Below are 14048 nucleotides of genomic sequence, written 5' to 3' on the forward strand. Positions count from 1 at the left end.
TATTGAATCAACCAACAACAATCAATTAAAAAATTAAAGAGTAAATGGGCGTTAGACCATTTACGAAGTTATTATACTTTTTTATATATTTATGCTTTTTTATATTACTCTTTATGCTTTTATACTATATACCTACTTTTTGGGAAAATTTTCACACAGAATTATATACCCCTTTGGGAAAATTTTCACACAAACTTAATGATAGCACTAAATTTTTGGGAAAATTTTCACATAGAATTTTTAATGAAAGGAGCGATTGAAATAGACACTTATATTTACTTATCTGAAAAAGATAAACAAATAACCTCTGTTGGCTTTTCTAAAAAAGAAATTAAAAACCACAAAGGTATTTCAGGTCTTAAATATTATCTCATTATTTTATATTTAAGAAAACATGTGCAAACATTTGGACAAATTACACTCACACTCAATGATTTATTACAGGAATTTGGTTATTCTACAAAGACAAATAATAAATCTATTTATTCTGATTTTAGAGAAATCATTAAAACTGAAATTATAAATAAAGGATATGCAAGTTGTAATAAAGATATATTTATTATTAAACCAAATGATTTATTCCATCTTCAAATGTCTTATGAAAACAATATTTTCTTCACAGAAGATAATTTTGTGCAGATTACTATTTTTGAATATGAAAATATTTGTTCCATTTCATCTAAAATAAATAAATCTGTTTTATTAGGCATTTATCTTTATATAAAACAGTTTATTATGGACTATTCAGGAGATATTACACCTGCTAAAATTTCTTTTCCGTCAAAATTGCAAATTGCAAAAGGACTAGATATTTCAGTTCAAACTGTCGAAAGCGGATTACTTGTATTGGAATCCAATAAATTAATTTATATACGTAGAGATATGTTTGTTGAGAACAAAAAAGAAGAAGGTATATATGTTCCTACACGAAATGTATATGCTCTTGATCCAAAAGAACTGGAAGGTAAATCTGTATTAATTGAATTAGAAAGAATATATGGAAAGAGAATATATAATAAGGAAGATGTACCTGGTGAAATAAGATATTTAACAAAGTCGAAAGGAGAATAGGATTGAACTTTACAAGTGGTAGACATTTAGCAAATTACATATTAAAAATTTTTAAAAATAACGAGATAAATATTCCTGATGAATGTGTTGAAGACATTAAAGATTTATCAAAAATATTTACATATATAGAAAATCTTCCAAAAAATGTCAAGAATATTCTTGACCTATCAAATGAATATTACAATTGGATTGTATTATCACAAAACGGAAAATATCAAGATTTATCTTCTATTTCCAAGGAAGGAAATGCAAATATTACAAAATTTACTAATAATCCTTCGATTATTTCTTTTAATGAGGTATTTGAATCATTTGGATTGAATATGTCGTATGATTCATATTATTTACATCAAAAACCTAAACAAGATGATATTTATTACCCACATCATTTTAAGATATTGGAAGGTACTCACAAAATGGCAAAATGGAATATTACATTTTATGATAAACCAATAATTCCTAAAGAAGAAAATTTTGGATGTTATTTCATCTATGATAATAATGATCAGCTAGTTTATATTGGCAAAAGCAACATTCATCTTCTTGAACGTGCTTGCGAGTCTGCGAGAGAAAGAACAAATGGTAACTTTTCAAGAATAGAATTATATCCGATGAAAACACAAGCTGATACAAATATATATGAATTATATTATATTGCACAATATGATCCAAAATACAATTCTGATTGTCGTTGCTTAGATAAACCTTCATTTATACTTCCAAAACAATTTCCAAAATATTCAGTTAATAGAGTTGGCACAGAAACATTTAATGTTGAACAAATATCTGTAAATCCAAAATATATTCCAGTTGAGGAATATTGGGAGAATCCACAAAAATATTATCTACAACTTGGTGAAAAAATTAATATGGAACATTTTTATCAATTTCATTCTCAGAATAAATATGGATTTATAAATGTTGAAGAATTTAGAAAACGTGTCACCGAGTTGCAAAATCAAGGTTATTTAACTTATGTATATAAGGATATAGGAAATTGTTTTAGACAATTCTCAAATTCTCAACCAAGCAGAGAATAATAATATGTAATCATCTACTACTTCTACAATCTCATCATCTTCACTTCGAAAAAAATTTACAAAAAATAAAAATTAAATATAGAAAGGAAATTAAAAAACTTGAAAAGACTTGAAAATAATAGACATAACAATTTTGGAGGAATTATTGATATAAACGATTTCTCAACAAATACACCAAACAAAAAGAGAATAAATAATCAGATAGAAGCTGAATTACTTCAGAATGTTTTATTGAAAAAGAAAAAAGAAAAAGAAATGGAGGAAAAATATAAACAAATGACACTTGAAGAATTAAAAGAAATGAGAATTATTTCAAATACTAACGGAAGACCCTCTTCTAATCTTACTAATGACAAATGGCAAAAAGAATTTAATGTAAGAAAGCTGTTTATTAAGCCTTATCCTGCCAATATTAAAAAATTAACAGGAAAATATTCCAAGGAATCTGGAATGTGGAACGAAGAAACACAAGGTACGTATTGTGGTTGTACTAATTGGCAATCTTATTGTTCATTTATTAATGATATATTATCAAATATTCGAAGTGGACAAGTTGACTATTGTTATTACATATATCAAATCGAAGAACTTCTTAAATTTCATTATAACAATTTAAAGACAAAATATTGTGACGGTTATTGGAAAGTGTGGTTAGAAAAGTAATATGTGTGAAATATGTCATCAAATACCGTGCGTACCGGGTTGTCCCAACTATGAACGACCACATAAAACTAGTAACCGCTGCCATTTTTGTAATGATTATATCTGCGTTGGCGATGATTATGTTGTTAATTGGCTTGGAATGACAGCCCATTATCAATGTATGTCTACCACCAAAGATGAACTTGAATGGTTGGGTTATGAAGTTAAAACTATGGATGAATAATGTGTCGTTTTTGAAAAATGTAGAAAGGAATTAATCATGTATTGTTTTCAAAAGAAAGATGGAACTATTAAGAAACGTTATAAAGAAACTTTAAAATATATCACTACTTCAAGAATTAGACATAGTAAGATTACTTGTGGAAATACTGAAGAAGTTGTCGATGAATATGATTGTTATGCCACTATTCCAAAGAAATTTACAGAATCCAGTAAAACATCTGTTATTAAAAAGATCAATGAAATTTGTATGGAATTTAGTTGTCAATATAAAATTTGGTACAGTCACGATGATATTCAAATTGAATTTAACGGTGATAATGTTGAATTCATGTTAAATAAAATAAAAAAATACTTATAAAAGCATAACATAAAAGGAGGATATATGGCTGGTATTAGCGTACCTCAATACGAAATTTTTAAAATTGGAACAAATAAATTAAAATATTCTAATTGGGATTTACAGATTACAGAAAAGGAAGCCTTTAAATATCAAGAATTAATTTCATTGTTTCAAGGAAGACATTTCTTGATTATGGCAAATAAAATATTACATAAGAATATAAATGAAATAGATTTTTCAAAAATTTTTATTCAAATCGTAATAGATAGAAAAACAGATTTTACAAGAGCAACTGGTAAAAAAGGTATAACTGTTAATGGAATAAACTATAGACGTTTTGTTGGAACAACAGGAGGATTGAAAAATAATACTCTTCTCTTTTGTAATTCACAATATATAGACAAGTTAAATGAACTATGTGAATGTAAAAGAAACCCAAAAGTAAAATTAGTGCCAGCAAAATATGAAGCATACAAAGCATTAACATGTTCAGCTTCACAACCAATTTGTGATCCGCATGGGATTTTAGTTGTAAAAGATTGTATTACACAATATTTTGCAGATGTTATATCACTTGACGATAGCGATGGTTCAAAAGAACCAACAAGAGAATTTATTAAAAATAAACCTCTTGAAAATAATGTATCAGACGGTTTTAATCTTTGTACTATTCAATATATGCAGCGGGTAACTGAATCGTTAGGTCTTGATTATATTCCTGGTGGTGTATGTTTAAGAAATGCATGGCTCAAAGGAATGCTCTATCCGTTTCCTATTTATGAATTTATTGAAAAATATAATAATGGAAATTATATGATTGAAGATATTTGGGGTAATATTCAAGATATTCGTCAATGTGAGATGATTATTACAGAATCTTCTCTCAAATTATGGGGGGCGTATGATAACATTGAGCAATATGTGAATGCATATAAGGAATGTGGATACGGATTTTCCGTAACAAAAATTTCACCACATGTTCTTGAGGAACAGAGAGAATTGAATTACCAGTATCTTCAGTCGTATGAATTTACAGATGAAGATATTGAGGAGTTGTGTGCGCCAACGATCAAATATCTAAAAGATGCGATGTGTGGTGACTACTCTTCTACTATTAAGTTTCTTGGAATCAATGAAAACACAGATGTAAATTCATGGCAACATGCTTTATATACAAGTGAATATATGTTAGGAGATCCATATGTAATAGATTCAGTACATAGATACATCAAAAAGAAAATGAATGATGCAAAAATCGGCAAATTATTTGTAAACGGTAATTATCAGATCGCAAGTGGTGATCCATTTGCTCTTATGCAATCTATTTGTGGATTGAAAGTTACTGGTTTATTAAAAGCAAATGAGTGTTATTCTAAATTCTGGATTGATAAAAATGAGGAAGAAATTGTTCTTTTTAGAAGTCCAATGACAAGTCACAATAATATTCGCATGTGTAGTGTTAATAACTCAGAAGAATGCCAATATTGGTATCAATACATGAACACTATAATGATTATAAATGGTTGGGATTCGTTCTGTATGGCTGAGAATGGGGAAGATTGGGACTCGGATCTGAATTTTTCTACTAATAATCCAATTATGAAAAGAAGGTATAGATATTTACCCGCTATTGAATGTGTTCAAAGAAATGCAGAAAAAATTGTTGTTACCGAAGCTGCTGTTAAAAAGACAAATAAAGCAGGTATGGGAAATCAAGTTGGAACAATTACAAACTATGTCACATCTATGATGGAAGTTCAATCTCATTTCAAGAAAAATTCGCCTGAATATAAAGAATTGGAATACAGAATTGAATGTGGTCAGCTCTATCAACAGAATGAATTGGATAAAATCAAGGGAATCATTGCAAAGCCTATGGAAAGCAGTTGGTATAATTTAGGTGCTTGCGGAGAGAATAAATATTTGCAGTCCCTTTGTGCATACAGAAAACCATATTTTATGATTTATGTTTACGATGAGACTAAAAGACAATATAAGCAATATATCAAAGAGAGTAATGCCAAGTGTTATGCTATCTATAAATGCTCTATTAAAGATTTGTATAATAATGACCATCTTACAGAAGATCAAGAAGATTTTCTTTTCTGGTACGAGAGAAAAATGCCAGTTGGTACAGGGAACTGTTCTATGAATCAAATTTGTAAATATGTTGAAAGTCAATTAGATGGTTACAAGTCTCAATTACATAAAGACTCTTCTTTTGACTATAACGTGTTAAAGGTAAAAAGACGTTGCACTGAAGAACATAGACAAGCACTTCGAGAACTCGAACAATATTATTGTGAATGTGTTGCATCTTACAAAAAGAAACAGCATTTGAATGATAAGATGACTGCAAACGAAAATCGGAAATATTTGTGTAATTTTATCAAAGAAAAGGCAAAAATAATTTGTCCAAACGATGATGAGCGTATGAACATTATTCTTGATATTACTTATGGATATAGGGGTAATCGGCAGTTTTGTTGGGACTGCATAGGAGAACTAATTATTAAACGTTTAGAAGAAATGGAGGAAAATTTTGTATATACTGAATGAAAAAAAATATATTAGAGAGGTATTAGCGTCTGGCAACAAACCAGACAATATCTCGAATGGATATCTAATAACACTGATTACCAAATATTATTTTGACAGAGGGAAAAATCCAAACGCGCTAATTGATATAGTCAAGCAAAAGATGCTTGAATTTAATATTGAAGGTTATCAAGAATATAGATATGCCAATAAAATCAAAAAATCATGCACTGAGCTATATGAATCAGAATCAAAGAATCTCTTTAGGGAACTTGAATACGTTCCTATCTATGAAAAAGAATTAAAAGTCGTGGAATCTCTTCCAAATGATCGCCAAAAGAAATTTATGTTTACATTATTTGCTATAGCAAGATATATGAATTGTGAAGGCTGGATAAATAAAAAAGACTCAAAAGGTCTTTCTGAAGTATTTAAACTTGCTAACGTTACTCTCTCATCTGAGAAAAAGAATAAATTACTATATGAATTATATAGCAATGGGTATATTCATTTTGGTAAAAAGGTAAATAATCTTAATATAAGAGTTGATTTAAGCGACACTAATGATGACATCGCTTATAAAATCATTAAATTTGAAAATATTGGAAATCAATATATAGGTAATTTTAAAAAGGGTTATAAGCAATGCAAATGCTGTGGAAAAAAGATAAAAGATACAGGAAATAAAAAAATGTATTGTAAAAAATGTGCGGAAGAAAAACAATTAGAATCTGATAGAAAATATAAAAATAAGACGAGAAATTGATTTTTGTCGATAAATAGAAAACTCCATTTTCCCCTTAAAAACAAGGCTTTTTTGTGCATTTTTTACAAAAAATTCGTTTTTCTTTGAATGGTATATAGTAACATATATACAATTTCAAATACAAAAACGATTGTCTTGGAAGAAACAAACCGACAATCTTTGTATGTCTGTTTTGCTACTTTTCAAGTAGCATTACAGACTAAAATTTATAGATAAAACTTTGCCTATAGGGTATTAATTACATACTTTGTCTTAAGTGACATTAATTCACGCAATTATTCATATTGTGTACTCTTTTCTTGTTGGTGACTGTACTACTGTTCTGGTAGTATGGTTGCCGACTATTCAAAAAAATATCGCAGACGAGTGTAAAGGAAGCATGCGTGGCTCATACTCACGAGGAATACGTTCAATTCGTATGTCTGCAATTCTCCTACTATGTAGGAATGGCTGGTTTCGGGTCATGAGATGTAAATCTCAAAATAAGCGTGGTGACACGTATAAAGTGAGTATATCATGTATATATGCTTGCGACTACGGTTAGTAGTTTGACGGAAAACACATAGGATTTATACCTAATCTTCTATTCAAGGGCGACTGTTGGCGAATATGATTAGGTAGGTGTCATGGAAAAGGCACTGAACATAGAAATATGGGGATGATCCGTGTATAAATGGTGCGAATTCCGCAAGAATTAGTGCTGTTTAAATTGTCATAAAAGCATCTCAAGTCGAAAGATAGGTGTTTTGTGATGAAGTGTTTCGATAGCAAGAAAGACAGGATGGTGATAACTGGGCTGTACTCAAAAGGTACGGATGGTTAAACGTACACCTCATCGTCCATATTTAGGTACATACTTTAATGCTTTGTAAGTCTTGTAGAAGAATTAATATTTTATATACAGCAAAAGTGTGTGCGACTTTAGAGAAACAAACAACTTATTCATCTGCAATATGATGATATATAGCACTCGCAAGGTACTATATAAGAAAGTACAAGTAGACGCAACCGTAAGAGATTCGCATTCTCTGAACCTCGCAAGGGACGATGTATCAAAAGAAAATCTATAATACTCTAAAGTAAGAGTTTACCAATTTTCACAAAATTGGCGTTGTTGCTACCTACTGTCTAATCGACAGTGTGATAAGTTGTGTCCAACCACAATAAATGGTAGCGTAATGAGTCAATATCTCAGCTCATATTAAATAAAAGTCTCGTGTTTTACACGGGATTTTTCATTTTTGGCATATAGAACAATGGTAGTTCAGCGCACTGTTAATGCGAAAGTTGCAGGTTCAAATCCTGCTATGCCAGTTCTCTTCCACTACTTGTGGAAAATATATTATAAAGGATGTGAATTAACATAATTCAGATTAGTAAAAACGAAGCCTTAGAATTAAATTCTATGGGATTTAAATTTGGTGACAGCGAAATGCTTCATAAGTCAAAAACACGTCATCCAAAGTATTATCTTACAGAAAATCCAAGAGCCTTGAGAACTTTAAATAAAATCAGAAAAAACAAAATCGTCAGATAGACGAAATATATAAGGAAAGGTGGTCGAAAACCATCGGAAAGAAATTTTTCTTAGATACAAATGCTATCTTAAAATTAAAAGATAATGCATTTGAAAATCATTTTATTATTAGTTCTGTAACATTAGAAGAACTAGAATCTATTAAAATATCTTCAAAAAAAGACGAAGAAGTCAAATATAGTTCCAGAAAAGTTTTACATTTATTAGACGAAAATACTGATAAATATGATGTAATTATTTATGACAACACAATTGAAAACCACATACTTGCTAACAATATGGAAATTACACCAGATACAAAAATAGTTGGATGTTGTTCTTTTGCCGAAAAAATATATCCAAATGATGAACTAGTTTTTGTTACTAATGATATTGCGTGCAAAATGATTGCAAGTAAGATATTTAATTTATCTGTTGAAAGTATTTCTGAGAATAATACAGATATTTATAAAGGTTATCGTGAAGTAACTTTAAATGAAGAAAAAATGGCTCATTTTTATGAAAACTTAAATGAGAACACGTTAAATTTATTAACAAACGAATATGTCATTCTCAAAGATTTAAACAATAACGTTGTTGATAAATTAAAATGGGATGGAGAAACTTATCAAACAATCAGGTGTAAACCTTATAAATCAAACTCGTTTGGGACGCTTAAACCATTAGACGATATCCAAGCTTTTGCCATGGATTCAATCAACACTAATGATATTACTGTGTTATATGGCAAAGCAGGAAGTGGTAAAACTACTCTTCCACTTAATTATATTATGCAGGAAATTGAAAAAGGCAGATATAAAAAATGTTATATAATTTATTCTTATGAACCATTAAAGGGTGCCAAAACACTTGGGTTTGAAAAGGGCGACCATATTACAAAATTAATTTACTCTGCTTCTATTGGCAACATACTTTCATCTAAATTCGGAGATATTCAGCAAGTTGAATATATGATAGATAGAGATATGTTAGAGATTATTCCTACTGCAAATATACGTGGTTGGGAGTGTCCAGAAAACAGTATTTTACTCTCCACAGAAAGTCAGAACTTAGATGTTTATACTCTCAAAACAATTATTCAGCGTTGCAAGTCTGGTTGTAAACAGATTTATGAAGGGGATGTAATTGAACAGAAAGATACTAATGTTCAAAACATTGGTATGAATCGTTTAATCGAAGTATTTAAAGGACACAAAAGTTTTGGCTGCGTTAAGTTAAAAAATAATTATAGATCAGAACTCAGTGAGTTGGCTGATTTGATGTAACTGTGAACGCACACTCGTGACTTTAGTCATGAGTAAGTGAGCGAAATAGAGAATAATATAATGAGAGGAGGATATTTGTCAATGAAAGTATATTCATCGTATAAAGTAAAAATCAAAAATTACAACAAGATATTTAATGATACAGTAAAGATATATCGTGAAGCAGTATCCTTCTTTATAAATATTTGTGATAAAGAATGGGTCATATTGAAAGACATAAAGAATCTTGAGCGTTGCAGAGAAATTGAGAGATTATCTCTATCTACTAAAAAGAATCCGAATCCAAAATACGATTTCAATGCAATGTTTTATAAGATGCCATCTTATCTAAGGCGCTCCGCTATTAATATAGCTACAGGATGTTATTCTTCTTATTATTCTAATTTTCAGAATTGGGAAGAAAACACAACAGGTAAAAAACCAATCTTACAATTGGACAGAAGTGTTATGCCAGTATTATATAAAGATAATATGTATATTCGTACTGATGAAACTCATGCTCAAATCAAAATCTTTCACAAGAATGATTGGGTTTGGTTGAATGTGGAATTAAAAAATCAGGATGTGAAATACATTCAGAAACATTGTAAATTGAAAAAAGAATATGTTCCAACGTTAAAGAAACAAGGAAAATGTTGGTATCTTGTATTTCCATTTTCAGACGATGCGAAATTTCAAAAAGTAGATATTCAAGATCAGATTATTTGTGCAGTTGATTTAGGATTAAATAATAATGCAACCTGTTCAATAATGCAGAGTGATGGAACTGTCGTTGGAAGAAAATTTATCAATCTTGCAACAGAAAAAGACCATTTATACAAAGCATTAAACAGAATTAAGAAAGCACAACAAAATGGTACAAGAAAATGTCCTACTCTTTGGAAACACGTAAATGATTTAAACACAGATATTAGTCGTAAGGCGGCAAAAGGAATTATAGACTTTGCAGTTCTATACAATGCGGATGTTATTGTATTTGAGTTCTTAGATACACAAGGTAAGAAATCTGGAAAAGGTAAACAAAAACTTGCTTTGTGGCGTAAGAAAGAAATTCAAAGAATCGTGGAACATCATGCTCACATTTTAGGAATAAGAATTAGTAGGATTTGTGCTTGGAACACAAGTAGATTAGCATTTGATGGTTCTGGCAGAGTAGAAAGAGGAACTTATATTCAAAATGGTAAAGAAAAGTATAACTACTCTATCTGTACTTTTCAAAATGGTAAACAATACCATTGTGATTTAAACGCAACTTATAATATTGGAGCAAGATATTTTATAAGAGAACTTTTAAAATCCGACTCAGTGATGAGAAGGTTGCCTAGTCAGACAAAAGATTCTGATTATGGTACGGGAACAACACGCACTTTGTCTACGTTAATTAGACTTAATGCGGATTTATGTGGTATAGCTGCATAATATCTGAGTTAAGAACTGTATAGTAGATAAGTAATCCGATTTCTAAAGAATTGGAAGCACGTCACTTTAGTGGTGTGAGTGCTCACGTAGAGGTAATTGCCTATGAAGAAATATATTTTAGGTTTTGTAACAGGTGTGTGCTTATTGCCAATTTGGGATTCTCTCACAGAACTATTGCAAGTGGCATTGGAAGTACCAAAAGGTAAGTTAAGCAAAAAAGTTATAAAAATAAACAATGAACTTCAAGATATTCAAGAACAGTCTGAGCCGGTTAATACTTGCGCTATTGGTTTTCAGATTCCTGATGAAGAATATTATGAAGATGATGATTTTTAGAGAGTTGTTCTACTCTCTTATTTTAGTTGTGAAAGGATGAAAAGGATGAATTTTACATATAAAAAGACTACAACTACTGCAATGAAAATAGCAGGAATTATAAATACAGACACAATGACAATTGATGTAGATGGTGAAGAAAAGAAACTTTCTACTCTTCTTTCAGATTTTGATGGTGCTGCCATTGAAATTAATGTGAAAGTTAAAGACGAAGAAGAACTTGATGAGCCTATAGAAGAAGAATAGAGAGTTGGTGAGTAATTGTATAATTTCGAAGAAGAATTAGCAAAATATGGACTAACTCAGGAGAAATATGAACAACTATTAAAAGATTGTTCCAATAAAGTTCAACATATAACAGATGATGACTGGTCTGAAATTTGTGCAAGATATGGACTTGAATTTAATCCTGATACAATTCGTAAAGGCTCACAGCCACCACTTATAGGTTCTGCTTTCGTATCAGAATACTACAAATGGAAAGAAAGTTTAAACCAGTCTGAAAATAAAGATGATGAATATTTTGAAAAACTGCGTTTAGAAAAACAGGAAATTCAAAAAGAAAAACGTAAGTTGTATGATGAGCGTCTTGATATTAATCGTAGACTCCGTGAAGAAGCTAGATTGGAAACAACTATTGAAAAAATTGATGATATGCTCAATAGTATTGCTGACAATAGATATATTACATATAATAATAATTTTTCTATTGAACAATCTGATAATGATATGATTGTTTGTTTATCAGACCTACATTTGGGTGCAACATACTATAATTTTGACGGATATTATGATTCGAATATTGCAAAAGAACGACTTAATCAATATCTTGCAGAAATTATTGAAATTCAGAAAACACACAACGCTGAAAATTGTGTTGTGTTATTACTTGGAGATCTCATAAGTGGTAACATCCATTCCACGATTTCTGTTACAAACAAAGAAAACGTAATTGAACAGGTAAAGTTAGCTTGTGAGTATATTTCTGATTTTGTGTATGAACTTGGTAAACATTTTAACAATGTTGAACTTCGTGGAGTTTCAGGTAATCATAGTAGGATTCAAGAGAAAAAGGAAAATGCCCTTTTGGGTGAACGTTTAGATTCACTTATTGTCTGGTTTATTAAATCTATGTTAAAAAACGCAGACAACATTATAGTATATGATGAAAATATTGACGAAACGGTATCCACGTTTATTATAAGAGATAAATTATATTTTGGTGTACATGGAGATTTTGATTCTACAAATAGTACCTCTATTGCTAAATTAGCCCTTTGGGTAAAAATGACACCATATTGTATACTTTGTGGACATAAACACTTTCCTGCTATGACAGATGTATCTGGCATCAAAGTTGTACAGTCCGGTAGTCTTGGAGGCAGTGGAGATGAATATACAAGACAGAAACGTTTAACGGGCAAACCATCACAAACAGTATTGATTGTTAATAATAAAGGGATTAAATGCTGTTATCCTATTGAATTAGATTGAAAGAAAGGTCATCAGTCATCAAGAAAAGATAATCAAAATAACGAGAGTTTGATCACTGTTCAGGATGAAAAATTATAAATTATCTATTCGGTAATTTACGCCAATACTGAGACACATGTTCCCATCTATTAAGACGAAAGCGGTCATAGGCATTGACAAATACGATATAAGGATAAACACACTTATTCATATCTTCATCCCCTTTCTTCAGAATTAATTCTTAGGGAAGGCTGATGACCTAGAATGTGGAGAATCCCACGAATATTATTATACCATTAAACAATATTGCAGTCCACCATTCGGCTTGGTTTGGCTAAGTAAGATACGCAGAGATATACTTAACTGCAATTATATAAAACAGAAACAATTTTGGTTATATGAGGGAGTAGACTCTTTTGAGCTACTACCCTCTTTTTAGTTGATAAAATTATAAAATAAAAATGCTGAAAAAGGCAAAAAAAGATTAAAAGGAGATATAAAATGAATAAAGATATGTTATTAAAAGAAATTGCAAATAGAATTGAAGGTGCAACAAAGTCAGATATTAATGTCGTGTTAGACACTTTTGAAGACGTTATTTTTGATACATTAAAAGCTGATTCAAGTGAAAAAGTTAAATTCGGAAAATTAGGTGCGTTCTCAGTGAAGGCAGTTCCTGCAAAAGACGGTATAAGTGCTATTAATGGTAAGCCTTGGCATACAGATGCCCATAATGAAATCAAGTTTACAATGAGTAAAACAAATAAGAATATCTAGTCTGAAAGGTCGTGAGATTTTGAAGAAAAAGAATAAATATGAAGATATTAAAATGATAGACCTTGATGACAAAGCTGACATTTCTAATATTTATATTGAACATTTATATAATACAGACAAAACTGTTGGATTTGTCGCTAGTAAAGAACTTGCAGAATATGTTTTACAAAATGTCATTAACCTTGATGAAACAAGTGTTAAGGAAATAAATTTTATTGATCTATATGATATTAATGAATATCTTATATCTGTCAATGATGAAGGACACATTGTTGCTACTCCAATTGATGAACTTTATAACGTCTTTGATGATGTTGATATTGTTTACATTGATATGGATGGAGATATTGAACAGGATGTTATTGATTATTGTGTAAATGAAAACAAAGAAGTAATTTTGTTTGGCGAAACAGATGATAAAGACTGTGAATGTTGTGATTATACAAATTGTAAACATACTTCTTCTACTACTAATTATTTTATAAATGATAAAGCTGTTAGTAAAGAAGAATACGAAGATGCTATGGCTGAAATAGATTTAAAATATAAGGAATTTCATGATGAAATGAATAGATGGATAGATTTGTTAAGTTGGTAAGAT

Annotated in this window: 14 protein-coding genes and 1 tRNA gene; all 15 read left to right on the top strand. The window is 30.1% G+C overall.

Annotated elements, in window-relative coordinates; all coding sequences use genetic code 11:
* The first annotated feature begins 243 nt into the window (after nt 1–243).
* A complete protein-coding gene (locus H8S00_RS05240) occupies nt 244–1071 on the top strand; it encodes a hypothetical protein (protein ID WP_186840172.1) in 828 nt (275 codons plus the stop codon).
* Between the two features lie 2 nt (nt 1072–1073).
* Nucleotides 1074–2111: a hypothetical protein gene (locus tag H8S00_RS05245; protein ID WP_186840173.1), complete on the top strand. Its 1038-nt coding sequence runs from the start codon at nt 1074–1076 to the stop codon at nt 2109–2111.
* Nucleotides 2112–2210: 99 nt separating this feature from the next.
* Nucleotides 2211–2774 (top strand): hypothetical protein, encoded by a 564-nt coding sequence (locus H8S00_RS05250; RefSeq protein WP_186840174.1) that lies wholly within the window; start codon nt 2211–2213, stop codon nt 2772–2774.
* Nucleotides 2775–3033: 259 nt separating this feature from the next.
* Entirely contained in the window at nt 3034–3354 is a 321-nt protein-coding gene (locus H8S00_RS05255) for a hypothetical protein (protein WP_186840175.1), read from the top strand.
* A 24-nt stretch (nt 3355–3378) separates the two neighbouring features.
* Nucleotides 3379–5895: a hypothetical protein gene (locus tag H8S00_RS05260; RefSeq protein WP_186840176.1), complete on the top strand. Its 2517-nt coding sequence runs from the start codon at nt 3379–3381 to the stop codon at nt 5893–5895.
* Entirely contained in the window at nt 5879–6640 is a 762-nt protein-coding gene (locus H8S00_RS05265) for a hypothetical protein (RefSeq protein WP_186840177.1), read from the top strand. The genes H8S00_RS05260 and H8S00_RS05265 overlap by 17 nt, the downstream gene beginning before the upstream one ends.
* Before the next feature lie 1242 nt (nt 6641–7882).
* A tRNA-Asn gene (locus H8S00_RS05270) sits at nt 7883–7954 on the top strand.
* Between the two features lie 91 nt (nt 7955–8045).
* Complete coding sequence (locus H8S00_RS13950) at nt 8046–8177, top strand: hypothetical protein (RefSeq protein ID WP_279287349.1); 132 nt, start codon at nt 8046–8048, stop codon at nt 8175–8177.
* A 32-nt stretch (nt 8178–8209) separates the two neighbouring features.
* Entirely contained in the window at nt 8210–9442 is a 1233-nt protein-coding gene (locus tag H8S00_RS14055) for a PhoH family protein (protein ID WP_366459518.1), read from the top strand.
* A gap of 81 nt (nt 9443–9523) precedes the next feature.
* Nucleotides 9524–10861: a transposase gene (locus H8S00_RS05280; protein ID WP_186840179.1), complete on the top strand. Its 1338-nt coding sequence runs from the start codon at nt 9524–9526 to the stop codon at nt 10859–10861.
* A 102-nt stretch (nt 10862–10963) separates the two neighbouring features.
* Nucleotides 10964–11197: a hypothetical protein gene (locus H8S00_RS05285; protein WP_186840180.1), complete on the top strand. Its 234-nt coding sequence runs from the start codon at nt 10964–10966 to the stop codon at nt 11195–11197.
* A gap of 45 nt (nt 11198–11242) precedes the next feature.
* Complete coding sequence (locus H8S00_RS05290; protein WP_186840181.1) at nt 11243–11443, top strand: hypothetical protein; 201 nt, start codon at nt 11243–11245, stop codon at nt 11441–11443.
* A gap of 15 nt (nt 11444–11458) precedes the next feature.
* Complete coding sequence (locus H8S00_RS05295) at nt 11459–12691, top strand: metallophosphoesterase (protein WP_186840182.1); 1233 nt, start codon at nt 11459–11461, stop codon at nt 12689–12691.
* Between the two features lie 480 nt (nt 12692–13171).
* Nucleotides 13172–13447 carry an HU family DNA-binding protein gene (locus H8S00_RS05300; RefSeq protein WP_186840183.1) on the top strand — a complete coding sequence of 92 codons (276 nt, stop codon included), beginning with the start codon at nt 13172–13174 and terminating at the stop codon, nt 13445–13447.
* A gap of 19 nt (nt 13448–13466) precedes the next feature.
* Complete coding sequence (locus tag H8S00_RS05305; RefSeq protein WP_186840184.1) at nt 13467–14045, top strand: hypothetical protein; 579 nt, start codon at nt 13467–13469, stop codon at nt 14043–14045.
* Nucleotides 14046–14048 lie beyond the last annotated feature (3 nt).

This window comes from Eubacterium segne (assembly GCF_014287775.1).
In the GTDB taxonomy this organism is placed as follows: Bacteria; Bacillota; Clostridia; order Lachnospirales; family Lachnospiraceae; genus Eubacterium_G; species Eubacterium_G segne.